The organism is Pseudactinotalea suaedae, from assembly GCF_009733815.1.
Taxonomy (GTDB): domain Bacteria; phylum Actinomycetota; class Actinomycetes; order Actinomycetales; family Beutenbergiaceae; genus Pseudactinotalea; species Pseudactinotalea suaedae.
In genome coordinates this window covers 510366-535531 of sequence record NZ_WNXY01000001.1, presented here as the reverse complement: position 1 = coordinate 535531, position 25166 = coordinate 510366, and the positions used below count along the sequence as shown (strand labels likewise).

General features: G+C 72.7%; 19 protein-coding genes. 14 read left to right on the top strand and 5 right to left on the bottom strand.

Going from position 1 to position 25166, the window contains the following annotated elements:
- Window positions 1–17 precede the first annotated feature (17 nt).
- The 3 genes from GPA04_RS02480 to GPA04_RS02470 are packed head-to-tail and all read left to right on the top strand — an operon-like array spanning window position 18 to window position 2287.
- Window positions 18–476, top strand: coding sequence for a nucleoside deaminase (locus GPA04_RS02480; RefSeq protein ID WP_277754269.1), 459 nt, complete (start codon window positions 18–20; stop codon window positions 474–476).
- Window positions 473–1765, top strand: coding sequence for a cytosine permease (gene codB / locus GPA04_RS02475; protein ID WP_156221964.1), 1293 nt, complete (start codon window positions 473–475; stop codon window positions 1763–1765). Before GPA04_RS02480 ends, codB begins: the two co-directional genes overlap by 4 nt.
- 42 nt (window positions 1766–1807) lie before the next feature.
- Window positions 1808–2287 carry a hypothetical protein gene (locus GPA04_RS02470; protein WP_156221962.1) on the top strand — a complete coding sequence of 160 codons (480 nt, stop codon included), beginning with the start codon at window positions 1808–1810 and terminating at the stop codon, window positions 2285–2287.
- Window positions 2288–2293: 6 nt separating this feature from the next.
- On the opposite strand, the gene GPA04_RS02465 is transcribed toward GPA04_RS02470, so the two are convergent.
- Window positions 2294–3538: a carboxylate--amine ligase gene (locus GPA04_RS02465; protein WP_156221960.1), complete on the bottom strand. Its 1245-nt coding sequence runs from the start codon at window positions 3536–3538 to the stop codon at window positions 2294–2296.
- A gap of 89 nt (window positions 3539–3627) precedes the next feature.
- On the opposite strand from GPA04_RS02465, the gene GPA04_RS02460 reads away from it, so the two are divergent.
- Genes GPA04_RS02460 through GPA04_RS02445 form a run of 4 tightly spaced genes read left to right on the top strand, consistent with a single transcriptional unit; the run spans window position 3628 to window position 8833 of the window.
- Window positions 3628–4233, top strand: a complete 606-nt coding sequence (locus GPA04_RS02460) for a DUF3000 domain-containing protein (RefSeq protein ID WP_156221958.1) — start codon at window positions 3628–3630, stop codon at window positions 4231–4233.
- On the top strand, window positions 4230–5519 hold the full coding sequence (locus GPA04_RS02455) for an HRDC domain-containing protein (RefSeq protein WP_156221955.1): 1290 nt from the start codon (window positions 4230–4232) through the stop codon (window positions 5517–5519). Before GPA04_RS02460 ends, GPA04_RS02455 begins: the two co-directional genes overlap by 4 nt.
- 30 nt (window positions 5520–5549) lie before the next feature.
- Window positions 5550–6758 carry a thiolase family protein gene (locus tag GPA04_RS02450; protein ID WP_156221953.1) on the top strand — a complete coding sequence of 403 codons (1209 nt, stop codon included), beginning with the start codon at window positions 5550–5552 and terminating at the stop codon, window positions 6756–6758.
- Window positions 6755–8833, top strand: coding sequence for a 3-hydroxyacyl-CoA dehydrogenase NAD-binding domain-containing protein (locus GPA04_RS02445; RefSeq protein ID WP_156221951.1), 2079 nt, complete (start codon window positions 6755–6757; stop codon window positions 8831–8833). Before GPA04_RS02450 ends, GPA04_RS02445 begins: the two co-directional genes overlap by 4 nt.
- Window positions 8834–8845: 12 nt before the next feature.
- On the opposite strand, the gene GPA04_RS02440 is transcribed toward GPA04_RS02445, so the two are convergent.
- From GPA04_RS02440 to GPA04_RS02430, 3 genes are all read right to left on the bottom strand, one after another.
- Window positions 8846–10120 (bottom strand): MFS transporter, encoded by a 1275-nt coding sequence (locus GPA04_RS02440; protein ID WP_156221949.1) that lies wholly within the window; start codon window positions 10118–10120, stop codon window positions 8846–8848.
- Between the two features lie 27 nt (window positions 10121–10147).
- Complete coding sequence (gene dxs / locus GPA04_RS02435; RefSeq protein WP_156221947.1) at window positions 10148–12040, bottom strand: 1-deoxy-D-xylulose-5-phosphate synthase; 1893 nt, start codon at window positions 12038–12040, stop codon at window positions 10148–10150.
- Window positions 12041–12149: 109 nt separating this feature from the next.
- Window positions 12150–14189 carry a glycogen debranching N-terminal domain-containing protein gene (locus tag GPA04_RS02430; protein WP_156221945.1) on the bottom strand — a complete coding sequence of 680 codons (2040 nt, stop codon included), beginning with the start codon at window positions 14187–14189 and terminating at the stop codon, window positions 12150–12152.
- Between the two features lie 106 nt (window positions 14190–14295).
- On the opposite strand from GPA04_RS02430, the gene GPA04_RS02425 reads away from it, so the two are divergent.
- From GPA04_RS02425 to GPA04_RS02410, 4 genes are read left to right on the top strand one after another with little or no spacing between them, the layout of a single operon-like run.
- Entirely contained in the window at window positions 14296–15345 is a 1050-nt protein-coding gene (locus GPA04_RS02425) for a LacI family DNA-binding transcriptional regulator (RefSeq protein ID WP_156221943.1), read from the top strand.
- Window positions 15342–16613: an extracellular solute-binding protein gene (locus GPA04_RS02420; protein WP_156221941.1), complete on the top strand. Its 1272-nt coding sequence runs from the start codon at window positions 15342–15344 to the stop codon at window positions 16611–16613. Before GPA04_RS02425 ends, GPA04_RS02420 begins: the two co-directional genes overlap by 4 nt.
- A gap of 5 nt (window positions 16614–16618) precedes the next feature.
- Window positions 16619–17746, top strand: coding sequence for a carbohydrate ABC transporter permease (locus GPA04_RS02415; RefSeq protein ID WP_156221939.1), 1128 nt, complete (start codon window positions 16619–16621; stop codon window positions 17744–17746).
- A 1-nt stretch (window position 17747) separates the two neighbouring features.
- Complete coding sequence (locus GPA04_RS02410; protein WP_156221937.1) at window positions 17748–18602, top strand: carbohydrate ABC transporter permease; 855 nt, start codon at window positions 17748–17750, stop codon at window positions 18600–18602.
- A 9-nt stretch (window positions 18603–18611) separates the two neighbouring features.
- Here GPA04_RS02410 and GPA04_RS02405 read toward each other — a convergent pair whose 3' ends face one another.
- Window positions 18612–20720, bottom strand: a complete 2109-nt coding sequence (locus tag GPA04_RS02405; protein WP_162458499.1) for an acyltransferase family protein — start codon at window positions 20718–20720, stop codon at window positions 18612–18614.
- A 67-nt stretch (window positions 20721–20787) separates the two neighbouring features.
- Between GPA04_RS02405 and GPA04_RS02400 the strand changes: the two genes are divergently transcribed.
- Genes GPA04_RS02400 through GPA04_RS02390 form a run of 3 tightly spaced genes read left to right on the top strand, consistent with a single transcriptional unit; the run spans window position 20788 to window position 25162 of the window.
- Window positions 20788–22248: a GuaB1 family IMP dehydrogenase-related protein gene (locus tag GPA04_RS02400; protein WP_156221932.1), complete on the top strand. Its 1461-nt coding sequence runs from the start codon at window positions 20788–20790 to the stop codon at window positions 22246–22248.
- Entirely contained in the window at window positions 22245–24236 is a 1992-nt protein-coding gene (locus GPA04_RS02395; RefSeq protein ID WP_206674081.1) for a S9 family peptidase, read from the top strand. Before GPA04_RS02400 ends, GPA04_RS02395 begins: the two co-directional genes overlap by 4 nt.
- Window positions 24233–25162 carry a TIGR01777 family oxidoreductase gene (locus GPA04_RS02390; RefSeq protein ID WP_156221930.1) on the top strand — a complete coding sequence of 310 codons (930 nt, stop codon included), beginning with the start codon at window positions 24233–24235 and terminating at the stop codon, window positions 25160–25162. Before GPA04_RS02395 ends, GPA04_RS02390 begins: the two co-directional genes overlap by 4 nt.
- The last annotated feature ends 4 nt before the right edge of the window (window positions 25163–25166 follow it).

Sequence of the window (25166 nt, the reverse complement as noted above, 5' to 3'; positions counted from 1 at the left end):
ACCCGCGGGAGGCACGAGTGAGCAGCGACGACGACGCCCGTTTCATGGAGCTGGCGCTCCAGCAGGCGCAGATCGGGTGGGACGAGGGCGGCATCCCGATCGGTGCCGTGCTCGTCCATCGGGGTGAGGTGCTGGCGGTCGGTCGCAACCGGCGGGTGCAGCTCGGCAGCGCGATCCGCCACGGCGAGACGGACTGCCTCGAGAACGCGGGTCGGCTGCCGGCGTCCGTGTACCGCAGCAGCGTCCTCTACACCACGCTCTCCCCCTGCTACATGTGCGCCGGCACGGCGGTCCTGTACGAGATCCCCCGGATCGTCATCGGCGAGAACAGCACGTTCTCCACGTCCGAGGACTGGCTCCGCAGCCACGGGATCGAGCTCACGGTGCTCGATGACCAGCGGTGCGTCGAGCTGATGCAGCGGATGATCACCGAGCGTCCCGAGCTCTGGGCCGAGGACATCGGGGAGGAGGCATGACCGGCACCGTGGTCGAGGCTCCCGAGCCGATCGACAAGGACTACCCGGTGACGCCGGTGCCGAGCCACGCCCGGCGCACGACGCTCTCGCTCGTCGTCGTGCTCGTCGGCTTCACGGTGTTCACGCCGACGATGCTGGCCGGTGCCACGATCGGCCCCGCGTTCCCGTTCTGGCAGCTGCTCGGCGTCGTGCTCACCGGGTCCGCGATCCTCGGCGGCTACGTCGCCCTCATGGGCTACGTGGGGGCGCGGTCCGGGCTGACGACGGTGGTGATGGCCCGCCGCAGCTTCGGCTCGCGCGGGTCCAAGCTCGCCTCGGTGCTCCTCGGCGGCACCCAGATCGGCTGGTACGGCGTCGTCATCGGCACCATCGGTGACCTCACTGCGCAGGCCGCCGGATGGGAGACGTTCGCACCCCGCGCGGCGATCATGATCATCACGAGCGCGCTCATGTGCGTCACCGCGCTCTACGGGTACCACGGCATGTACTGGGCGTCGTTGGTGGCGACCCCGCTGGTGCTGGTGCTGGCCGTCTGGGTCGCGGTGCGATCGGTGACCGAGGCGGGCGGCCTCGACGCGCTCGCCGCGATCGAGCCGGTCGCGACGATGAGCGTCGCGACCGCGATCACGACCGTGGTCGGGACCTTCGCCTCCGCCGGGACGCAGGCGCCGAACTGGACCCGGTTCGCGCGGTCCGGCCGCGGCGCGGTGATCGCGTGCGTGCTCGCCTTCCTCCTCGGCAACGGCACCATGATCGTCTTCGGCGCGATCGGCGCGCTGACCAGCGGTGAGGCCGACTTCATCCTCGTGCTGTTCAACCTGGGCCTGGTCGGCTGGGGCGTGTTCCTGCTCTTCGGGAACCTGTGGACCTCCAACGCCGACACCGCGTACGCCTTCGGCGTCGCGGGCGCCGAGCTGCTGAACCGGCCGAGCAAGGCACCCTTCATCATCGGCGGCGCCGTCATCGGCACCGTGCTGGCGCTGACGGGCGTGCAGAACAACCTCGTGACCTACCTGGGGCTGCTCGGCACCTTCATCCCACCGCTCGGCGGCGTCATCATCGCGGACTACTTCTGCCGCTGGCGCGCGGGCGTCCCCGAGGGCCACACCCTGCGTGCGCTCGAGCCCCGCAGCCTCCTCGCCTACGCCGCCGGCTGCGTCGCGGCGTACGTGACCGGTGCCCTCGAGGTCGGCATCCCGCCGCTGCTCGGCATCCTGGTGTCCGCGGGCCTGATCCTGCTGCTGCAGCGCGGCCGCCGGCCGGTCCCCGCGCCCGCTCGGCCCGCCTAGGGGTGGCCCGTCGGGGTGTGCGTGCGCCAGTATGCTCGCCGCATGCCGACGATCATCCTGCTCACCGAGGAAGCGTTGCGGCCCAGCGACGTCGCGAACATCCGGACGCTGCACGGCGAGGAGCCGCTCGACATCACCGTCCTCGTGCCTGCGGACACCGAGCGCAACGTGATCACCGACATCATCGACCACCTGAGCCTGTTCGAGCTCAAGGAGGCGTGGGAGGCGATCACCGACAAGGAGACCGCCGACGAGGCTCGCCAGGAGGCCGGCGCCGCGCTGCAGGACACGCTGACCGCGCTCGAGGGCGCCGGAGCCACGGTCGTGGGGAACGTCGTCGAGGACGACCCGCTGCCCGCTCTGACGCAGGCGGTCACCAACACCGACGCCGATGAGGTCATCATCGTGACCCGGCCCCACGCCGTCGAGGACACCTTCCACGCCGACTGGGCCTCCCGCGCCCGTGAGACCCTCGGCGTCCCCGTGCTGCACTTCTACACGGGCACGAACTTCCTCGGCTGAGCCTGCTCAGCGCGCTCGCGGGGTGTGCCAGCGACCGAACTTGCGGAACTGGTTCACCATCGCGGTGGCCACGTAGAGCCAGCGCCGCGGGTTCTTCTCGACCGCGTAGTAGTACGGGTTGGTGACGGCGCCCCGGCGCCTCAGCTCACGCACCCGCACCCAGGTGGGTGCCGAGACGTAGCGGCGCAGCAACGCCAGCGGCACCACGGTGAACAGGTGCTCGCTCTCGCTGACGACAGGCCCGCCCGACGGCGACCGGTCGCCCTTCACGTAGGCGTCGCCGTACAGGGTGGCGACGTTGTGGCCGGCAGCCGTGACCGCGTAGCCGCTGCGGCCCACGCGCGGGTTGAGCTCGAAGAACCGGTAGCGGCCGTCGCGTGCATCGCGCTTGAGGTCGAGGTTGGCGAAACCCGACCACCCCAGGTGCGTGAGCAGCAGCCGCGCGTGCTCGACCGCCTCGGCGGCGTGCTCGTCCGTGCCCGACCCGGTGATCTGGGCGACCGAGTTGCCGAGCCCGTTGGGGGTGGCCTCCTCCAGCAGCACCTGGCCGAACAGCAGCAGCCGCACACCCCCCTCGGGGCCGCAGAACGCGTTGACGGCGGCCATGTCCTCGTCGTCACCCACGACCATCTCCTGCACGACCACCTCGCCGTGGAAGCCGGCCGCGGCCATCCGGTCCAGCAGCGCGGTCAGCTCGGCGCCGTCGGCGGCGTAGGCCACCTTCCGCTTGCCCCTGAACTCGACCTCGTGGAACTCCGCCGACGACGACGCCTTGACCACGGCGGGAAAGCTCACGCCGTCGCCGAGGTCGTGGCTGTCGGTGCCCACGGCCACCACCCACGTGCGCGGGTGCGGGATGCCGAGCTCGGTGCACAACCGGCTGAAACCTGCCTTCGAGGTCACCCGCGCCATGGTCGCCTCGTCGGTGTACGGCACCACGACGTCCGGACCGAGCCGGTCGCGCACACGCACCAGCGCGAGCACCGCGTGGTCGGCGCTGCCCAGCACCAGGTGCGGGACGCCGGGCTGCTCGCCCGCCACGGCCCGCACCGCTGCGACGAGCGCCTCGTCGTCGTCCAGACCCGCGACGACGCGCAGGTCGACGATCGCGCTGTGCGCGACCGGGCCGACCGAGACACCGGCGAGCACCACGGTGCGCACCCCGTACGCCTCGTGGAACGCGCGCGCCGAGGCGTAGGCGCCGATGTCGCCACCGACCACGATCGGGCGCACGGAGTCCTCGTTCGGCATGGCCGCGAGACTAGTGGCCCGCGCGCCGCGGCCCGAGCCACCGGCGTGGCACGGCCCCGCACGTCGGCGCGCCGACATAGCCTGTCGCTGTGGACTCCGTCAAGCAGCCACCTCGCCCAGGTGAGGCCGGCACCCCGGCCACCCCTCCCGACTTCGAGGCTGCGCTGCTGAGCCTGCGAGGACACCGGCTCCGGCCGGAGCTCCACCTGGAAGAGGTCCCCGCCCCCACCCGCATCGCGCCGTACGCCCTGGCGCTCACCGGCGAGGTGAACCGCACGCGCGAGCCCGAGGACATCCTCGGCTCCGGCCGCTTCGTGGTGCTCTACGACCCCGAGGGGCAGGACGCCTGGAACGGGGAGTTCCGCGCCATCGTGATGGGTCGGGCGCGCATGGAGCCCGAGGTCGCCCAGGACCCCCTGCTCGGCGAGGTCGGGTGGGCGTGGCTCACCGACGCCCTCGCGGAGTGCGGTGCCGAGTACCACTCCCTGTCCGGCACCGTCACCCGCGTGCTGTCCGAGACCTTCGGCGGGCTCGAGCTGCGCGACGGCGAGGTCGAGATCGAGGTCCGCGCGTCCTGGACGCCGGGCACCACCGACCTCGGGCCGCACCTGCGGGCGTGGGCGCTGCTGCTGTCGCAGGTCAGCGGTCTGCCGCCGATCCCGGACAACGTGAGTCTGCTGAGCCGACGCCGATGACCGACACCGAGGAGACGGCGACCGCGCCGTCGGAACCGATCACGCCTGCGCTCGTGCCGCTGCTGGTCCCTGCCGACGGCGTCCCCGACCTGGTCGACACGCCGGCGGCGCTCGCCGAGACCGTGCGGTCGTTCGCGGCCGGCAGCGGACCGGTCGCGGTCGACGCCGAGCGCGCCTCCGGGTTCCGGTACGGGCAGCGGGCCTACCTGGTCCAGCTGCGGCGCGAGGGTGCCGGGACGGCGCTCATCGACCCGATCCCGCTGGGCGACCTGTCCTCGCTGTCCGAGGCGCTCGCGGACACCGAGTGGGTCCTGCACGCCGCCAGCCAGGACCTGCCCTGCCTCGCCGAGATCGGGATGTTCCCGAGCAGCCTGTTCGACACCGAGCTCGCCGGCCGCCTGCTCGGGCTCGAACGCGTGGGCCTCGGTCCGATCGTCGCGGCCGAGCTCGGGCTCAGCCTCGCCAAGGAGCACTCGGCGGCGGACTGGTCGGTGCGGCCGCTCAAGGAGTCCTACCTGCGGTACGCGGCACTCGACGTCGAGGTGCTGGTCGAGCTCCGGGACATCCTCGAGGCCAAGCTCGAGGCCGCCGGCAAGCTGGAGTGGGCGCGCCAGGAGTTCGAGATGGTTCGGCTGGCCCCGCCGCCCGGCCCGCGCCCGGAGGCCTGGCGCAAGGGCGCCCACGCGATCCGCGACCAGCGCGGCCTCGCCGTCGTCCGTGAGCTGTGGCAGGTACGCGAACAGGTCGCGAAGGAGGCCGACATCGCGCCGGGGCGGATCCTCTCGGTCGACGCGATGGTCGCCGCCGGCCGGGTCAAGCCCCGCACGATGCCCCAGCTCGCCGGGCTGCGCGAGTTCAAGCACCGCGGGGCTGCCCGCCGGCTGCGAACCTGGCACGAGGCGATCGCGCGGGCGCTCGCGCTCCCCGAGTCCGAGCTGCCGACCAAGCGACCGCCCCACGACCCCGACGCCATCCCGGCGCCGCGAGCCTGGCGCGAGCGGGATCCGGAGGCTGCCGCACGGCTGGAGGTCGTCAAGGCGGTCATCCGCCACCACGCGGCCGAGATCGCGATGCCGCAGGAGAACCTGCTGGCGCCGGACTCCCAGCGACGGCTCGCCTGGACGCCGCCGCAGCCGGCCGACGAGCAGCACATCGGGGAGTTCCTCACGGCCCTCGGCGCGCGTCCGTGGCAGGTCGAGCAGGTCGCGGGACGTCTCGCCGCGGGCCTCGCCGACCCGGATTCCGTCCCGTCGACGGACCAGGTAGGCTCGGGAGAAGATACCTAGTACTACCGGTACCAACTCTTGGAGTCGACGATGCCCCTGCTCGGTCGTGACGTGGTTCTCGTGGACGCGGTCCGCTCACCGTTCGGGCGCGCCAAGCCCGATGGCCTGTACGCCCACACGCGTGCGGATGACATCGCCGTCGCGGTCGTGCGCGACCTGCTGCGCCGCAACCCGGGGCTGCCGCCCGAGCGCATCGGCGACGTCGGCATCGCCGCCACCAGCCAGGTCGGCGACCAGGGACTGACGCTCGGCCGGACCGTGGGCATGCTCGCGGGACTCCCCCGCCAGGTCCCCGGCTTCGCCCTCGACCGCATGTGCGCCGGCGCCATGACGACGACCACCCTGCTCGCCGGCCAGATCGCCGTCGGCGCGCTCGACGCCGCGATCGCCGGTGGCGTCGAGCACATGGGCGCGCACCCGCTCGGTGCCGGCATGGAGCCGAACCCCCGCTTCATCGCCGAGCGCCTGGTCTCCGCGGACGCCCTCGTCATGGGTGCCACCGCCGAGAACCTGCACGACCGCTACCCCGCGCTCACCAGGGAGCGGGCGGACGCCTACGGCGCGGCGTCGCAGCGCAAGTACGCCGCCGCGCTCGCCGCGGGCAAGATCAGCCCCGACCTGGTGCCGGTCGCGGTCGCCGACCCCGAGCGTGGCTGGGGCCTTGCGACCGCCGACGAGCCACCCCGACCGGGCACCACCGTGGAGGGCATGGCGGGCCTGTCGACCCCGTTCCGCGCCGGCGGCCGCGTCACGGCCGCGACCTCGTCCCCGCTCACCGACGGCGCCACCGCCGCGCTGCTCACCTCGGCCGACCTGGCCGCCGAGCTCGGGCTGCAGCCCAAGCTGCGGCTGGTGTCCTACGCGTACTCGGGCGTCGAGCCCGAGGTGATGGGCGTCGGACCGGTCCCGGCGACGCAGAAGGCCCTCGAGATCGCCGGCCTCGAGATCGACGACATCGGGCTGTTCGAGATCAACGAGGCGTTCGCCGTCCAGGTGCTCGCCTTCCTCGACGCGTTCGGGATCGCCGACGACGACCCGCGCGTCAACCCCTACGGCGGCGCCATCGCGGTGGGGCACCCGCTCGCCGCCTCGGGCGTCAGGCTGATGCTTCAGCTTGCGCGCCAGCTCGCCGAGCAGCCGCAGGTCCGCTACGGCCTCACCACCATGTGCGTGGGTCTCGGCCAGGGCGGCACCGTGATCTGGGAGAACCCCCACTACGGCAAGGAGACGGACCGATGAGCGAGCAGACGAGCCAGCCTCCGGCCGAGCGCGTGACGCACGCGCTCGTCCGCGACATCGACCTGGCGCCGTTCGCGGCGACGGCCACCGGACCGCTCGTGCTGGGGCTGATCACCCTGGACAACGGTGAGGACCACACCAAGCCCAACACGCTCGGTCCCGCCGGGCTCGCCGAGCTGCGCTCCGCCGTCGAGGGCCTGGTCGAGCGTGCCCACGCGGGCGAGATCCATGCGATCGGCATCACCGGCAAGCCGTTCCACTTCGCCGCCGGCGCCGACCTCAAGGGCGCCGCGAGCATCCAGACCGAGCAGGACGCTCTCACGATCGCCCAGCAGGGCCACGCCGCGTACCGGACCCTGCTCGACGCGCCGGTACCCACCTTCGCGTTCGTCAGCGGCGTCGCGCTGGGCGGCGGCATGGAGCTCGCGCTCGCGTGCTCCTACCGCACGGTGATCTCCTCGGTGCGCAACCTCGGGCTCCCCGAGGTCGCGCTCGGACTCATCCCCGGGTGGGGCGGCACGTTCCTCGCGCCGGGGGTGATCGGGATCGAGAAGGCGCTCGAGGTGATCATCGCCAACCCGCTCCGCAACAACAAGCAGCTCACGGGCCCGGCTGCTGCCGAGCTGGGTCTGATGGACGTGGTCATGGAGCCTGCCGACTTCCTCGCGGAGTCGCTGCGATGGGCAGCGTCGGTGCTCACCGGAGCGGTCGAGATCAGCCGCCCCGAGCCGTTGCCCGCCGCGCACTGGACGGCGGTCGTCGAGGGTGCACGCGCGATGGTCGATGCCCGCCTGCACGGCGCCGCACCGGCCGCGTACGAGGCGCTGGACCTGCTGACGCTCTCGGCCCAGCGGGATCGCGAGGCCTCGTTCGCGGCGGAGGACGCCGCCCTCGCCAGGCTGCTGGTCTCGCCGGAGTTCAAGGCCAGCATGCACGCCTTCACCCTGACGACGAGCCGTGCCAAGCGGCCGGTCGGGGCGCCGTCCGCCGATCAGGCGCGGCCGGTCCGCAGCGTCGGCATCGCCGGCGCCGGTCTGATGGCGAGCCAGCTCGCGCTGCTGCTCGCACGCCGCATGAAGGTGCCGGTGATCATGCGCGACCTCGACGACGCCCGGGTGGAGCGGGGCCTCGGCTTCGTCGCGGCCGAGGTCGCCAAGCTCACGAAGCAGGGTCGCATCGGTGACGACGAGGCGAACCGGATCACCTCGTTGGTGTCCGGGACTGTCGACCTCGCCGACCTCGCCCACGCTGACCTGGTCATCGAGGCCGTGTTCGAGGAGCTCGACGTCAAGAAGCAGGTGTTCGCCGAGCTCGAGCAGGTCATCTCCCCCGCGACGATCCTGGCGACCAACACCTCGGCGCTGTCGGTGACCGCGATGGCGGCGGACCTGCAGCACCCCGAGCGTGTGGTCGGCCTGCACTTCTTCAACCCGGTCGCGCAGATGCCGCTCGTCGAGGTGGTGCGGGCCGAGCGGACCGACGACGCCGCCTACGCGACGGCGTTCGCCGTCGCCAAGGCGTCCGGCAAGTCCGCGATCGCGGTGGCCGACAGGCCCGGGTTCGTGGTCAACCGGCTGCTCGTCCGACTCCTGGGCGAGGTGCTCGGCTCGCTCGAGGACGGCACCGACGTCGCCACCGCCGACGCGGCGCTGCGGCCGCTGGGGCTGCCGATGGGACCGTTCCAGCTGCTCCAGCTCGTCGGCCCCGCTGTCGCCAAGCACGTCCTCGACACGCTGCGGGAGAACCTGGGCGAGCGGTACCCCACCTCGCCCGGTCTGGACCGGATGGTCGAGGACGGCGCCCCGTTCGTCACCTTCGAGGGTCGCCCCGACGCCACCTCACCGGTGGACCCGGCCATCGCGTCCTACTTCGGGTCGCGGGCGGGCCACGGTGAGAGTGCGGACGAGCTCCTCGCCCGGGTGCGGCAGGCCCTCGCCGAAGAGGTGCGGCTGATGATGGCGGAGGGCGTCGTCACCGACACCGCCGACATCGACCTCGGCATGATCCTCGGCGCCGGTTGGCCGTTCCACCTCGGTGGCATCACGCCGTACCTGCAGCGCACGGGCGCCCTCTGAGAGCGGCCGCGCTCACCTCACGCCACGGATGCGGCCGACGAGCACACCGCCGAGGATGCTGACGGCGGCGGAGAGCGCGTACAGCGCCGCGTAGCCGGCGTTGACGGAGGCGAACGCCGCGACGAGCGGCGCCGCGAGCACCGGGGCCACGACCTGCGGGAGCGCGGCCGCGATGTTGATGACGCCCAGGTCGCGGGCGGCGTCCCCGGACGAGGGCAGCACCTGGGTCACCAGCGCGAAGTCGACCGAGAGGAACACCCCGTAGGCGACGCCGAAGATCGCGGCGCCGACGATCGCACCGGGCCAGGTCTGGGACAGCGCGAGCACGCCGGCACCGAGACCCGACAGCACGGCCGAGAGCGCCACGAACGGCTTGCGGCGTCCCACCCGGTCCGACCAACGGCCCGACAGCACCGCCGTCGCCACCACGCACAGGGCGTACACGCCCACGAGCGTGAGCACCCCGGCGGCAGGGTCGGCCAGGCCCACCGCGTCCTGCAGGTAGAAGAGCAGGTACAGCGTCCCGATCGCGTTGCCGAGGTTGACGAGCCACCGGGTGAGCCACGCCCAGCCGAAGTCCGGGTGCGTGCGGGGCGAGACCCAGAACCGTGCGAGGAACGCGCCCAGCCGGAACGCGGGGACCGCACCGACCAGGCGCAGGTCGCGCCTGCCCAGCAGGAACGGCACGACCAGCACGAGCGCGAGACCGGCGCACGCCAGGTAGCCGGCCGTGACACCGCCCGCCATGACCGCGACCGCGGTCCCGAGCACGAGCCCGAGCGTCTGCGCCATCCCCAGCCAGCCACCGACCTCGCCGCGGCGCCGGACCGGCACCTGATCGGCCACCGAGGCGGTGATCCCGGCGTAGATCGCGTTCAGACCGAGCTGGGTCACGACCCACCCCACCACCATCAGCGCGACCGAGGCGGTCTGCGACAGCGTCACCAGCCCGAGGACCGCGACGACCGATCCGCCCAGGACCCACGGCCAACGGCGCCCGAACCGGCTGCGCGTCCGGTCGGACAAGGCTCCCGCCAGCGGGTTGCCCAGCGTGGCAGCCACCGCACCGGCTGCGGTCACCAGCCCGACCACGTACTCCTTGCTGTCCGGTGCGATCTCGAGCGCCTGCAGCGCGATCAGCACCTGGATCGGGCCGTACAGACCCGCGAACACCGCCAGGTTGGCCAGCGTCAGCCCGCCGACCCACGCACGTGGCGGATCCTGCTCCGGCACGTGCTCGACGCCGAGCGTCACCTCACCCGCAGCACCCGATGTCCCCAGCGACATGGCCGCACCCTAGTGGCGCGGGGTCGCTCAGTGCTGGACCTCGACGCGGGCGGCCACGGTGGCGGCAGCCTCGCGAGCCACGTCGGCGGCGCGCAGTCCCAGGTCCTCGACGATCTCGTCACGCGAGGCGTGCTCGAGGAAGGCCGTCGGGATCCCGTGCGTCTGCACCGGCACGTCGATGCGCGCGGCGATCAGCGCCTCCCGGACGGCGGCGCCGACACCGTTCGCCACCAGCCCGTCCTCGATCGTGACCACGAGGTCGGCGCCGCGGGCCATCTCGACCAGCTCGGCCGGGACCGGCAGGACCCAGCGCGGATCCACCACGACGCTGCCCACCCCTTGGTCGGCGAGCCGCTTGCCGACCTCCAGCGCGCAGGGGACGAACGATCCGACACCCACCACGAGAACCCGGGCGTCGCCGTCGCCGGCGGTGCGGGCGAGCACGTCGACCACGCCGGTCCGGGAGATCGCCGGGATCGGCTCGGGCAGCGAGGACTTCGGGTAGCGGATCACCGTCGGCGCGTCGCTGATCGCGACGGCCTCGCGCAGCTCCTGGCGCAGCGTCGCCTCGTCGCGCGGTGCCGCCAGCCGCAGCCCGGGGACGATGCGCAGCAGCGCCATGTCCCACATGCCGTTGTGGGAGGCGCCGTCCTCGCCGGTGATCCCGGCGCGGTCCAGCACGATGGTCACGCCGGCCTTGTGCAGCGCGATGTCCATCAGCAGCTGGTCGAAGGCACGGTTCAGGAACGTGGCGTACAGCGCCACCACCGGGTGCAGGCCGGCGAAGGCCATGCCGGCCGAGGCGGTGAGCGCGTGCTGCTCGGCGATCCCGACGTCGATGACCCGGTCGGGCATCTCCTCAGCCAGCGGGGCCAGGCCCACCGGGGCGAGCATCGCGGCCGTGACACCGACGACGTCGGAGCGCGACCGCGCGATGTCGAGGATCTCCTCGGCGAACACCGCGGTCCACCCGAACCGTGACGGCACGACCGGCAGCCCCGTCTCGGGGTGGATCACGCCGACGGCGTGGAAGCGGTCGACCGCGTCGCTCTCGGCCGGCACGTAGCCGCGGCCCTTCTCGGTGATGGCGTGCACGATCACCGGCCCGCCGTAGGCCTGAGCGCTCCGCAGCGCCGCCTCGACAGCGAGCACGTCGTGCCCGTCGACGGGGCCGACGTACTTGATGCCCAGGCCCTCGAACATGCCCTGCGGGCGCAGCACGTCGCGCAGCCCGGTCTTGAGCCCGTGCAGCGCCTCGTAGGTCAGCTGACCAGGGGCGCCGGCACCCTGGAGCGTCTTCTTGCCCCAGCCGAGCACCTTCTCGTAGGGGCGGGAGGTCCGCAGCGCGTCGAGCTGCCGCGCGAGGCCGCCGATCGTCGGCGCGTACGAGCGGCCGTTGTCGTTGACCACGATCACGAGCCTGCGGTCCTCGGAGGTCGCGAGGTTGTTGAGCGCCTCCCAGGCCATGCCGCCGGTGAGCGCGCCGTCACCGATCACGGCGACCACGGTCCGGTCCGAGCGGCCCACGAGGTGGTTGGCGCGGGCGATGCCGTCGGCCCACGAGATCGCCGTCGAGGCATGGGAGTTCTCGACGACGTCGTGGTCGGACTCCGCACGGCTCGGGTACCCGGAGAGGCCGCCACGCCTGCGCAGCCTGCCGAACTCGGTGCGCCCGGTGAGGATCTTGTGCACGTAGGACTGGTGACCGGTGTCGAAGACGATCGTGTCGCGCGGCGAGCTGAACACGCGGTGCATCGCGATCGTCAGCTCGACGACGCCGAGGTTGGGACCGAGGTGGCCACCAGTCTGCGAGACCGAGCTCACGAGGAACTCCCGGATCTCGGCGGCCAACCGCTCGAGCCGTGCAGGTCCGCAGCTGCGGAGCTCCTCGAGCGAGGTCAGTCGGTCCAGCTCTCCCACGTCGCGACCCTCCCTCCTCGATCACCGGCCTGCGGCGGTCGCGAGCCCCCATCGTACGTCCGCGGCCGGTGCACCTCGGCGCACCGCTGAGCGGGAACGGCGAAGAACCTCAGGAGATCTCGACGGCGACGCTCGCCGACGTCGCGACGCTCAGCTCACCGTCACGCGTCATCGCGACGTCGAGCGGGTCCGGTCCCAGGCGGAGCCCGCTGACGTCGAACGGTCCCGCTACCGTCGGCGTGACCCGCAGCGTTCCCGCCGGGACGTCGGGCCGCAGCCCGAGGGCGACCCCCAGCAGCGCGACCGCCGACGCGGCCGTCCACGCCTGCGGCCGGCACGCGGCCGGGTAGGGCGCCGGCCGCCTCACGTCCTCGGCGCGGTCACCCGAGAACAGCTCGGGCAACCGGTAGCCGAACGAGGGTGCCGCCGTCAGCAGCTGCTCGGCGAGATCGCGAGCGTGCTCGGGCAGGCCCGCCCGCGCCAGCCCGGTGATCGCGATCGCCGTGTCGTGCGGCCACACGGTGCCGCCGTGGTAGCGCAGCGGCCAGAACCCGCCCGAGCCGTGCGCCAGCGTGTGGACACCGAAACCCGAGGACAGCCGCGTCGAGGTGAGCCGGTCCGCGACGAGCCGCTCCTCGTCGGGATCGAGCAGCCCGGTGCCGAGGAGGTGACCGATGTTGGAGGTGAGGGCGTCGACCGCACGCTTCTCGCCGTCGAGCGCGATGGCCGGATACGGGCCCTCGGCGTCCTCGACCCAGAACTGCTCGCGGAACCGGGTGCGCATCGCGGCGGCCCAGTCGCGCCACCGGGTCGCGCCCGGGCGACCGAACGCCTCGAGCAGGTCGGCGCCCGCCCGTGCGGCCTCGTGCGCGTACGCCTGCACCTCGCACAGCGCGATCGTGCCCTCGGCCAGGCTGCCGTCCCGCCAGCGGATCGAGTCGCCGGAGTCCTTCCAGCCCTGGTTGGCCAGCCCGCGCCCGCTCGCGTCGACGTACTCGAGGAATCCGTCGCCGTCCGGGTCGGCGTGGTCGGCCATCCAGGCGAGTGCGCGCTCGGCGTGCGGCAGCAGCGCCTCGACCTCGGTGGCCGGCATCCCCCATCGCCACGCGTCGTGCAGCACGCAGACCCACAGCGGGGTGGCGTCGATGGTCCCGTAGTACCGCGGCGGCAGGCGGGTCCCGTCATCCAGGTCGATCGCGGCGCGCCTGACCTCGTGCACGATCTTGCCCGGTTGCTCCGCCGTCTCGGGATCCTCGCGCTCACCCTGGAGCGCGGCGAGGGTGCGGAGCGTGCCGGCGGCCAGATCGGTGCCCAGCGGCAGCATCATCCGCGCGGTCCAGAGCGAGTCACGGCCGAACAGCGTGAAGAACCACGGCGCTCCCGCCGCGACGAACCTCTCCTGCGGTGTCGTCGACGCCGACATGACCAGACCGCTCAGGTCCTCCAGGCTCTGCGTCAGCAGCATCGCGAGCCGGTCGTCCAGGCCCGAGACGGTCGGCGTGGCCCAGGCAGGACCGGACGCGGCCCGCACGACCGCGCCCGCGTCGGACGCCGTGAGCTCGTAACCGACGGCTGCCGGCTCGTCCGGGCGCGCCGTGACCTCCCACGCCAGCACCGGCGAGGTCGGGTCGGTCAGGTCGAGGACGGCGCCGGGCGCGTTCAGCAGCGCGGTGACGGCATCGGCCTGCCAGCTCAGCTCGGACACCCCGGCTGACCGTGCCGGTGCGGCCGGCACGGTGCGACCGGCCTTGACGTCGTCCATCCCGGCGAGATCCGCAGCGACCCGCACCCGCACGCGGGCGGTCACCGCCTCGGCCGTGGCACAGCTGACCACGAACCGCTCCCCGAAGCCGCCGGGCGAGACCTCACGCCACCGGTCGACCCTGACGGTCGGGTCGGCGCCCGGGTCGTCCAGCGATCGTGCGACCGCGCTGACCAGCACGCTCCCGGCGCCGCTCGTGGCGGCGCTGATCGGCTCCGGCTCGACACCGTCCACCTGGAGCACGGCACTCGACAGCACCCGGACGTCAGCGTGATAGACGCCGTCGATTCCGGCTGTGCCTCGGATCTGGCCGTCCGGGCCGGACCAGGCCTGTGTGGGCGCCGCCAGGCACACCAGTCGGTCGTGCAGCAGCGGTTGTCGCTCCACAGTGGCTCTCTGATCCTCTTGACAACGGCGTCGGGCGGGGTCACTCTAACCGCATCGATTTGAGCGCTCCAAGTCCGGGTGCTCCCGACCGCGAGGAGGCGGTGACGTGACCACGCGGGTGACCCTGGAGCACGTGGCGGCGCGCGCCAGCGTGTCGCGCCAGACCGTCTCCAACGTCATCAACTCGCCCGACATCGTCAAGGCGGCCACCAAGCAGCGGGTCGAGCAGGCCATCGCGGAGCTGGGCTACCGCCCGCACGCGGCGGCGCGCCAGCTCGTGACCCGACGCTCGCACGTCCTCGGGTTCGCCGTGCCGCCCTCGGGTGGTGGCACGCGCTACCCGGTCGACAGCGCGTTCCTGCACGCGCTCACCGAGGCGGCGCAGCGCGAGGGCTACCGGATCATGCTCTTCACCGCGGGCACCGACGCCGAGGAGATCTCGGAGTACCGCCACCTTCTCGACGGCTCCGACCTCGACGGCTTCGTGCTCGCCCACACCCACCACGGCGATCCGCGCACGAGCTGGCTCGCCGAGCACGGCGTCCCCTTCGTGACCTTCGGCCGCCCGTGGGGCCACCCGGACGTCAGCCACCACTGGGTCGACGTCGACGGCGCCGCCGGGACCCGCGCCGCGGTCGAGCACCTCGCAGAGGCCGGGCACGTGCGGATCGCGTTCATCGGGTGGCCGACCGGGTCCGGCGTCGGGGACGACCGCCGCGACGGCTGGGCCCGGGCGCTCGCCGAGCGCGGCCGCACCGCCGGCGAGATCGCCGACTGGCAGGCGGTGACGCTCGACTCCGTGGAGGCTGCGGCAGCACCGGTGCGCGCGCTGCTGGAACGCGTCCGGCCGACGGCGCTCGTGTGCGTGTCCGACTCCGTCGCGGTCGCCGCGCTGCGGGTCACCGCTCAGCTCGGTGCCGACGTCGCGATCGTCGGCTTCGACGACGCACCGGTCGCCGAGCCGCTCGGGCTCAGCTCGCTGCGGCAGCCGTTGGCCGAGGCGGCCGCCCGGTGCCTCGACCTCGTGCTGCGCCCGCGGGCCGAGCCCCACCAGGTGCTGCTGGCACCCGCGCTGATCGTCCGCGCCTCGAGCGGCACCGCTCGCCACCCCCTTGCGACACCCTCTCCCACCCACGAAAGCCTGAGGACGCCATGAGCAGAGCCCGGACCACGCGCCGCACCGCCACGATCGCGCTGGCAGCCGCGACCGCTCTCACCCTCGCCGCCTGCGGTGGCGGCGGTGGCTTCGACGACGAGACCGACGCCGGTGACAACGGTGCCGGCGACGGTGCCGAGGACAACGGCGAGGCGCTGACGGTGCTGATCGGTTCGTCGGGGGACGCCGAGACCCAGGCGGTGCAGGCGGCCGCCGCTGCCTGGAGCGCCGAGTCGGGCACCGAGGTCGAGGTGGTCGCGGCCACCGACCTCCCCCAGGAGCTCAGCCAGGGCTTCGCGGCGGACGACCCGCCGGACGTGTTCTACCTCGGCGCCGACAACCTCGCCTCGTACGCGAGCAACGGGTCGCTCCTCCCCTACGTCGACCAGCTCGAGAACGCCGACGACTTCTACCCCGTGCTGCTGCAGTCCTTCACCTACGAGGGGACGGCGTACTGCGCGCCGAAGGACTTCTCGACACTGGGGCTCGTGATCAACACCGACGCGTGGGAGGCCGCCGGCCTCACCGACGACGACATCCCGACCACCTGGGAGGAGCTGAGCGCCGTCGCGCAGCAGCTGACGACCGACACCCAGGTGGGCCTGTCCTTCGGTGCGGAGTGGCAGCGCATCGGGACCTTCATGGCCCAGGCGGGTGGTGGGCTCACCAACCCCGAGGGCAACGAGGCCACCGTGGACACCCCGGAGAACCTGGCTGCGCTCGAGTACGTGCAGCAGATGCTCGCCGACGGCACCCTGGCGTACCCGGGTGACATCAACGCCGGCTGGGGTGGCGAGGCGCTCGGCCTCGGTGCTGCCGCGATGGTGATCGAGGGCAACTGGATCGTGGGTGCGATGACGAACAACTACCCCGACGTCAGCTACCGGGTGGTCGAGCTGCCAGCCGGCCCGGGCGGTCAGGGCACGCTGCAGTTCACCAACTGCTGGGGCGTGGCTGCGGACGGCGGCAACACCGCGGGGGCGGTCGACCTGGTCGGCTTCCTCACCTCGAGCGAGCAGCAGATGGAGTTCGCGGCCGCGTTCGGTGTGATGCCGTCGGTGCAGTCGGTCAACGAGGAGTGGACCGAGCAGTTCCCCGAGCAGGCGGCGTTCCTGGCCGGTGCCGACTACGCGCAGGGTGGGCCGGTCGCGCAGGGAGCGGCCGATGTCATCAGCGACTTCAACTCTCAGCTGCAGGGCCTGAAGGACGCCGACCCGCAGGCGATCCTCACCGCCGTGCAGGCCAACCTCGAGGCAGTGCTGGGCTGAGCGTCATGAGCGACGACCAGCCCCGGCGCGCTCCGCGTCCCGGTGGCGCGCGCCGGTCGGCGAGCGGTGGCCAGGCGCTGTCGGGCTGGCTCTTCATCACCCCGGTGATCGTGATCCTCGGTGTGTTCCTCGTGATCCCGATCGCGATGGCGGCGTGGGTGAGCGTCTCGGACTGGAACGGGCGAGGGAACCCGTTCGGTGGTGCTGCCGGCTTCGTGGGCGTCGACAACTACGCAGCCATCCTCAGCGACCCCGGGCTGCAACGGCAGGACTTCGGCACCGCCCTGCGGAACAACGTCTACTACGTCATGCTCGTCGTGCCGCTGCAGACCATCGTGTCCCTGACGCTGGCCGTGCTCGTCAACAGGCGGATCCTCCAGGCGCGCGGGTTCTTCCGCACCGCCTTCTACTTCCCGTCCGTGACGAGCACGGTGGCGATCACCTCGCTGTTCCTCTTCCTCTTCACGGCTTCCGGCGCGGTCAACAGGTTGCTCGCCACGATCGGGGTCGACGGTCCCAACTGGACCCAGGACGCGCGCGGCGTGCTCCACATCCTGCTGGCCGGGCTGGGCGTCGACTCCGCGCCGGTGGCGCTCCAGGGCAGCCCGCTCCTCGGCGTCTCCTGGTGGAACTGGCTCGCCGGCCCGAGCCTGGCGATGTCGGTCTTCATCATCATGGCGATCTTCACGACGTCGGGGACCTTCATGCTGCTGTTCATCGCCGCGCTGCAGAACATCGGCGGCGAGGTGGAGGAGGCGGGCGTGATGGACGGCGCCAGCGGCTGGCAGCGCTTCCGCCTCATCACGGTCCCGATGCTGCGGCCGACGCTGTTCACCGTGATCACGCTGGGCCTGATCGGCACCTGGCAGGTGTTCGACCAGATCTACACCGCGGGCGAGGCGGGCGGTCCGAGCAAGACGACGCTCACGCCCGCGTTCCTGTCCTACCAGACCTCGTTCACCGGCAACCGGTGGGGTCAGGGCGCCGCGATCGCCTTCGTGCTGTTCGCGATCATCGTCGCCATGACCGCGGTCCAGCGATGGGTGCTGCGAGAGCGGGACACCGTGCCGCGACGCAAGCGCTTCGTGCTCTCCGACGGCACCCTCGCCGCCGATGCGCAGGGAGGTCGCTGACATGGCGGCGACCACGACCCACCGGGCCGGCCAGGGGTCGCGGCTGGGCACCGCCGTCACGATGGCGGTGCTGGTCCTCCTGGCCGTCGTCTACATCTACCCGTTCGTGGTGCAGGTGCTCACCTCGTTCAAGGGCAACGCCGACGCCGTGGCGAACCCTCTGGGCATGCCGCTGGTGTGGACGGTCGACGCCTACCAGCGGTTGTTCGGCTCCTCCGACTACCCGCTCTGGTTCCGCAACTCGGTGGTCGTCACCCTCGCCGTGACGGCGGGACGGGTGTTCTTCAACTCGCTCGCGGGCTATGCGCTCGCGCGCCTGCGCTTCCCCGGCCGTGGGCTGGTGTTCAGCTGCCTGGTGGCGGTGATGGCGGTACCCGGTGTGGTGCTGCTGATCCCGAAGTTCCTCGTGATCAACACGCTCGGCATCTACAACACCTTCGCCGGGCTGATCCTGCCGCTGCTGGTCGACGCAGCCGGTGTGTTCATCATGAAGAACTACTTCGAGTCGATCCCCGCCTCGGTGGAAGAGGCAGCACGCATCGACGGCGCCGGGCCGTTCCGGGTGTTCTGGTCGGTCGTGCTGCCGATGGCCCGACCGGCTCTCATCACGATCACGATCCTCAGCTTCCAGGGCTCCTGGAACGAGCTGTCGCACTTCATCGTGGCGGCGAGCGACCGCGACCTCTTCAACCTCACCCGAGGCGTGGCGTCCCTGACGTCGGGAGCGTTGGGCTCCTCTGCCGACTACCCGCTCAAGATGGGGGCAGCCGCGCTGATGACGATCCCGGTCGCGATCCTCTTCTTCGTGTTCCAGAAGCGGATCATGGGCACCTCCGACGGCGCCGTGAAGGGCTGAGGGGCGCGCTCACCCGACCGGGACGAGACCGTCGAGCGCGGTGCCGAGGTAGGGCGCTAGCGCGCGTGCGTACTCCACCGACAGGTGGCTGTAGTCCCGGTACACGATCACGTTGCCGACCACCGGGTAGCAGGTCGTCTCGTCGCAGAACTGCTCCGTCAGGTCGACCACGGCGACGCCGCTCCGCTCGGCCGCCGCCACCAGCGGGTCGGGCGGCAGCGACTCGGCGCGTGGCGTCGCGCACGCCGCGTAGTCGCGCGGGTGCCCCGCGAGGCAGTCGGGCACGACCTCGCCCTGGGTCCGGGGTACGGCGGCGATGGCGGCGACCTCGATGCCCTGATCGACCCACCCCTGCCAGAGCAGCGCATAGCCGTCGACCGCGGCGTCCTCCGTGAGGTCGGACGCCGCGCCGAGCAGGTCGTCGGCCGGCGGCCGGTAGCCGTAGACCGAGGAGTACGCGGTCACGACCACGAGGTCCGGCTGCGCGGCCGCCACCACCCGCGCCACCTCGGCGAGCCAGGCACGGCAGGACTCGGCCTCGGCGTCACCGTCCTCGGTGTCGACGACCCGCGCTGCGGCCGTGGGCGGACAGCTCGACTTGGTGAACGACTCGACGCGGAAGCCGTGCTCCTGCCCCAGCCGGTCGAACGCGGGGAGCCACTGGGTGGCGTGCGAGTCACCGACCACCACGACGAGCGGCGCGTCGGCGTCGGCCGAACCGACCGCGCAGGTCAGGACCGCGGTCCCGTGACCGTTCTGCTGGCAGTCCGAGCCCGGCGGCTCCTCGTTCTGCAGCGCCACCGCCTCGGGCGGCGAGACGAGCAGCAGACCCTCGCCCATGACACCGCCGCACGCCTCGGGATCGGCCAGCGCGCCGGGTCCCAGGCACTCCTCCGGCAGGGCTGCCGCCGCCTCGGCGGCAGCGGCGACCCGCAGGTCCTGCTGCAGCCGCAGCCCGAGGCCGAGCGCGAGCACCACGGCCATCCCCGCGCCCGCGAGGACGAAGGTGCGACGGGTGCCGGCGCGCCGGGGCGCGGTCGACGCCCGGGGCCGAGGTCGCCGGAACCGGTCCTCGACCCCGACCTTGGTGGCCCACGACACCAGGACCACGAGCAGGATCGCGACGATCTTCTCGGACCACCCCAGCTGCCGCGCCAGCGCCAGCGGCGCGATCACCACCACCGGCCAGTGCCACAGGTACACCGCGTAGGAGACGTCTCCCAGGAACGTCGCAGGTGGCAGGCTCAGCCACCGGTCGGCGCCGACCCGGGAACCGGTCGCTCCGGCCGCGATCACGGCCACCGCGCCCAGCGTCGGCACCGCGGCGACCCAGCCCGGGAACGCCGTCTCGCCGTCGAGCACCACGGCGCTGCCCACGATCGCGACGACTCCCGCCCACCCGAGCACGACCCGCGCTCGCGGGACCAGCCGGACCGGCAGCAGCGCGAGACCCGCACCGAGGGCGAGCTCCCAGATCCGTGTCGGTGTCGCGAAGTACGCCCAGGCGGGCTCGCGCGCCGTCATCACGACCGACACGGCGAAGGACGCCAGCCCCACCACCGCGATGACGATCGCGGCCGTGCGGACCGGCGGCGTCCCCGGCCTGAACCGGCGCGCCAGCGCGAGCCCGGCCACGAGCAGCAGCGGCCACAGCACGTAGAACTGCTCCTCGACCGACAACGACCAGAAGTGCTGCGCGATCGTCGGGGCGGTGCCCAGCGCGAGGTAGTCCACCGAGTCGGCGGCCAGGGCCCAGTTCTGCACGTACAGGGCGCTGGCGATCAGCGCCCGCGCGGTGCTCCCCCACTGCGTCGGGTACACCCACACGTACGCCGCCACCGCGCAGACCGCCAGCACCAGCAGCGAGGCGGGCAGCAGCCGCCGGATGCGCCGCGCCCAGAAGTCGCGCAGCGAGATCGTGCCGTCCCTGGTCGCCTCGCGCAACAGGTGGGAGGTGATGAGGAAGCCCGAGATCACGAAGAACACGTCGACGCCGACGAACCCGCCCGTGAGGCGCTGCGGCCAGAAGTGGTAGAGCACGACCAGGCCCACCGCGACGGCGCGCAGACCCTGGACCTCGGGCCGAAAGGTGCGTCCCGTCGACGTGGCGCTCGTCACGGGATGCGAGGGTAACCCGCGGCCCTGGCCAGCCGTCCCGAAACCCGCTGGGACATAGGCTGACACCATGCGGTTCCTGTCCGGAGAGCTCACGCACGACCTGACCTACTCCGATGTCTTCCTGGTCCCTTCCCGCTCCGAGGTCGCGTCGCGGTTCGACGTCGATCTCACGCCGGTCGACGGCGCCGGGTCCACGATCCCGGTGGTGGTCGCGAACATGACCGCCGTGACCGGTGCCCGGATGGCGGAGACGGTGGCGCGCCGCGGCGGCATCGCGGTGCTGCCGCAGGACGTCCCGCTCACCGAGGTCAGCCGCACGATCCAGCGGGTCAAGGCGCGCCACCCCGTGCTCGAGACGGCCGTCACGGTCACCGCAGCCGACACCGTGCACACCGTGCTGTCGCTGCTGCACAAGCGCGCTCACGGAGCCGCCGTGGTGCTCGACGGCGACCGGCCGGTCGGCGTGATCTCCCGCAGCGACTGCGAGGGCGCGGACCAGTTCGCGCAGGTCGGCACCATGATGTCGCGGGACGTCACCACCCTGGGGGTCGACGTGATCGCCGGGGGCGGCGACGCCGCGCTGCGGGACGCCTTCAACCAGCTGCACGCGAACCGCCGGCGATTCACGCCGGTGGTCGACGGCGACGGCCGTTACCTCGGCGTGCTGACCCGCCTCGGTGCGCTGCGCTCCTCGATCTACGCACCCGCGCTCGACGACGGCGGCCGGCTGCGCGTCGCCGCGGCGATCGGCGTCAACGGTGACGTCGCCGGTCGCACCGAAGGGCTGCTGGCGGCGGGCGCCGACGTCCTCGTCGTCGACACCGCGCACGGCCACCAGGCCAAGATGATCGAGGCGCTCCGCACCGTGCGCTCGGTCGCACCCGACATCACGGTCGTCGCCGGCAACGTCGTCACGGCCGACGGCGTCACCGACCTCGTCGAGGCCGGCGCCGACATCGTCAAGGTCGGTGTCGGACCGGGTGCGATGTGCACCACGAGGATGATGACCGCCGTCGGGAGGCCGCAGTTCTCAGCCGTGCTCGAGTGCGCCACCCGGGCGCGCGAGCTCGGCAAGCACGTGTGGGCCGACGGCGGCGTGCGCTACCCGCGGGACGTCGCGCTCGCCGTGGCCGCGGGCGCCAGCCAGGTGATGATCGGATCGTGGTTCGCCGGCACCTACGAGTCGCCGGGCGACCTGCACACCGACGCCGGCGGGCGTCAGTACAAGGAGAGCTTCGGGATGGCCTCGGCGCGTGCCGTCGCCGCCCGCTCCTCCAGCGAGCCCGAAGCCTTCGACCGCTCGCGCAAGGCCATCTACGAGGAGGGGATCTCCCACTCCCGGATGTACATCGACCCCGACCGGCCGGGTGTGGAGGACCTGCTCGACCACATCACCTCCGGGCTGCGCTCGGCCTGCACCTACGCGGGCGCCAGCACGATCGAGGAGTTCGTGGAGAGGGCGGTCGTCGGCATCCAGTCGCAGGCCGGCTACGAGGAGGGCCGGCCGTTGCCGGGTGGCTGGTCGTGACGACGCTGCCCTACGGCTCATGGCCGTCCCCGCTGCTCGCCTCCGACCTCGCCGGTGCGAGCGTGCGCCTGTCCGAGGTCGCGATCCTCGCCGGCGACACCTACTGGACCGAGGGCCGCGCCGCGGAGCAGGGACGCACCGTGCTGCTGCGGCGCGACGCCGCCGGCTCGCTGTCGCGGGTCTCGCCCGAGCAGGCACCCGACGGCGGCACCTTCGACGTGCGCTCACGTGCCCAGGAGTACGGCGGCGGTGCGTTCGCCGTCGGGTCCGACGTGGTCGTGGCCTCGCGCAAGGAGGACGACCGGGTCTACCGGTTCGCGCTCGACGGCACCGAGGCGACCCCGCTCACGCCGGCGGACGGCGCCCGGTACGCCGACCTGGTGATCGACGACGAACGGGGGCTGGTCTACGCCGTCGCCGAGGACCACGGCGAGCCCGGTGGCTTCCGGACCGACCCGACGACGACGCTGGTCGCCATCCCGCTCGACGGCAGCGCGGCGCAGTCCCGCGAGAACGTCGCGGTCGTGTTCTCCGGGACCGACTTCGTGAACGCACCCCGGCTGTCCCCCGACGGGCGCCATCTCGCCTTCGTCACGTGGGACCACCCCAACATGCCGTGGGACGGCTCGACCGTCCGGGTCGGCGAGCTCACCGCCGCAGGCACGCTGCGCTCCCCCGCCCTCGCGGTCGCGGGCGGCGCGGACGTCTCGGCGCAGGAGCCTGTGTGGACCCCCGCCGGTGACCTCGTCCACGTCGACGACCGCACCGGCTGGTGGAACCTGTACCGCACCGAGCTGGCCCGGCCCGAGGGCTGGCTCGAGCTGCGCACCCGTCACCTCCACCCGGCGCAGGTCGAGTTCTCCGCGCCGCAGTGGGCGTTCGGGCCCCGCACGATCGCGGTGCTCGACGACGACCACCTCGTGCTGTCCTGGGTCGAGGAGGGGCGCCGTCGGCTGGGCACCATGCGGCTGGCCAACGGTGAGCTGGAGGCCTGGATCGGCGACTGGTCGCCCGAGGGCGCCATGGCCGCCGCCTCCGACCGGGTCGTGTTCGTGGGTTCGCACCCACGGCGACCCGCCGCCGTCGTCGAGCTCGAGCTCGCGGAGGGCACGACGACGGTGCTCGCCTCCTCCACCAGCCTGACCCTCGACGAGGCGAGCATCAGCGAGGCCGAGCCGGTCTCGTGGGCCGCGGCCGACGGGGCGCAGGGCCACGGGTTCTACTACCCGCCCACCCTGGCCGACGTCACCGGTCCCCAGGGTGAGCTGCCGCCGCTGCTGGTGCTGATCCACGGTGGCCCGACCGCGTCGACGAGCCCCGGGTTCGCACCGGGCACCCAGTACTGGACCACGCGCGGGTTCGCGGTGCTCGACGTCAACTACGGCGGCTCCACCGGGTACGGCCGGGCCTACCGCGAACGGCTCGAGAAGGCGTGGGGCATCGTCGACGTCGCCGACTGCGCCACGGGTGCCGCGGCCATGGCGGCGGCGGGCCGTGCCGACGGCGCCCGGCTGGCGATCCGTGGCGGTTCGGCCGGCGGTTTCACCACGCTGGCCGCGCTCGCGTTCACCGACACCTTCGCGGCCGGGACCTCGCGCTACGGCATCGGCGACCTCGCCGCGCTCGCCGCCGAGACGCACAAGTTCGAGGCACGCTACCTGGACAGGCTCGTGGGGCCCTACCCCGAGGCGGCAGCGGTGTACGCGGAGCGCTCCCCGCTGCAGCACGTCGAGGGCATCCAGGCACCGGTGCTGCTGCTGCAGGGCTCGGAGGACCGCGTCGTGCCGCCGGCGCAGTCCACCGGGATGGCCGCGGCGCTGCGGGAGCGCGGCGTGCCCGTCGCCTACGTCGAGCTCGCGGGCGAGGGTCACGGGTTCCGCGGCGCGGACGCGATCACGCTCGCCCTCGAGACCGAGCTCGCGTTCTACGGCCAGGTGCTCGGATTCGAACCCGCCGACGACGTCCCCGACGTCGACCTCGACGCATGAGCCGGATCCGCACGGCGGTCGTCGCGGGCGCCTCCGGCTACATCGGCCGGTACCTCACGGCCCGGCTGCGGCATCGCGGCACGCAGGTCCGGACGATCGGTCGGGGTGCCGCAGCCGATGCGCGCTGGGGTGACGACGCGGAGGTCGCGCGGGTGCTGGAGGGCGCCGACGTCCTCATCAACCTGGCCGGACGCTCGGTCAGCTGCCGGTACAACAAGCGCAACGCCGATCTGATCTTCTCCTCGCGCGTGCGGACGACGGCGCAGCTCGCCCGGGCGCTGCACCTCACGGCATCGGCGCCACCGGTCTGGATCAGCTCGAGCACCGGCACGATCTACCGCGACGCCCGGGATCGCCCGCAGGACGAGCGCGACGGCGAGCTGGGCAGCGGGTTCTCCGTGGAGGTGGCTCGCGCCTGGGAGCGGGAGCTCGCGGGCGCGCCGGCCCACGTACGCACGGTCGCGCTCCGCATGTCGATCGTGCTCGGGGCGGGCGGCGGCGCGATCAACCCGATCATCAACCTGACCCGGATGGGCTTCGGCGGCCCGATGGGCGACGGCGGCCAGATGTTCAGCTGGGTGCACGTCGAGGACGTCGCGCGCGCGATCGACCACCTGTGCGCGAGCCCCGACCGGTCCGGCCCGGTCAACGTCGCGACGCCCAACCCGGTCACCAACGCCGAGCTGATGGCGCAGATGCGGGAGGTCTTCGGAGCACCGTTCGGCATCCCGGAGCCGCGGTGGCTGCTCGAGCTCGGCGGCCGGGTGATCCGGACCGAGCCTGAGCTCGTGCTCAAGAGCCGCTGGGTGCATCCCGGCGTCCTCCTCGAGGACGGCTTCACGTTCCGCTTCCCCGAGCTGCGCGAAGCCCTGCAGCAGATCGCCTCGCGGACCCGAGCGGGGCTGCTGCCGGTCCAGCTGGGATAGCGAC

Excerpts from the sequence above, each read along its gene's own strand:
- codB (WP_156221964.1), top strand. The coding sequence starts at position 473 with ATGACCGGCACCGTGGTCGAGGCTCCCGAGCCGATCGACAAGGACTAC.
- GPA04_RS02470 (WP_156221962.1), top strand. The coding sequence starts at position 1,808 with ATGCCGACGATCATCCTGCTCACCGAGGAAGCGTTGCGGCCCAGCGAC.
- GPA04_RS02465 (WP_156221960.1), bottom strand. The coding sequence starts at position 3,538 with ATGCCGAACGAGGACTCCGTGCGCCCGATCGTGGTCGGTGGCGACATC.
- GPA04_RS02455 (WP_156221955.1), top strand. The coding sequence starts at position 4,230 with ATGACCGACACCGAGGAGACGGCGACCGCGCCGTCGGAACCGATCACG.
- GPA04_RS02450 (WP_156221953.1), top strand. The coding sequence starts at position 5,550 with ATGCCCCTGCTCGGTCGTGACGTGGTTCTCGTGGACGCGGTCCGCTCA.
- GPA04_RS02445 (WP_156221951.1), top strand. The coding sequence starts at position 6,755 with ATGAGCGAGCAGACGAGCCAGCCTCCGGCCGAGCGCGTGACGCACGCG.
- GPA04_RS02440 (WP_156221949.1), bottom strand. The coding sequence starts at position 10,120 with ATGTCGCTGGGGACATCGGGTGCTGCGGGTGAGGTGACGCTCGGCGTC.
- GPA04_RS02420 (WP_156221941.1), top strand. The coding sequence starts at position 15,342 with ATGAGCAGAGCCCGGACCACGCGCCGCACCGCCACGATCGCGCTGGCA.
- GPA04_RS02415 (WP_156221939.1), top strand. The coding sequence starts at position 16,619 with ATGAGCGACGACCAGCCCCGGCGCGCTCCGCGTCCCGGTGGCGCGCGC.
- GPA04_RS02410 (WP_156221937.1), top strand. The coding sequence starts at position 17,748 with ATGGCGGCGACCACGACCCACCGGGCCGGCCAGGGGTCGCGGCTGGGC.
- GPA04_RS02400 (WP_156221932.1), top strand. The coding sequence starts at position 20,788 with ATGCGGTTCCTGTCCGGAGAGCTCACGCACGACCTGACCTACTCCGAT.
- GPA04_RS02390 (WP_156221930.1), top strand. The coding sequence starts at position 24,233 with ATGAGCCGGATCCGCACGGCGGTCGTCGCGGGCGCCTCCGGCTACATC.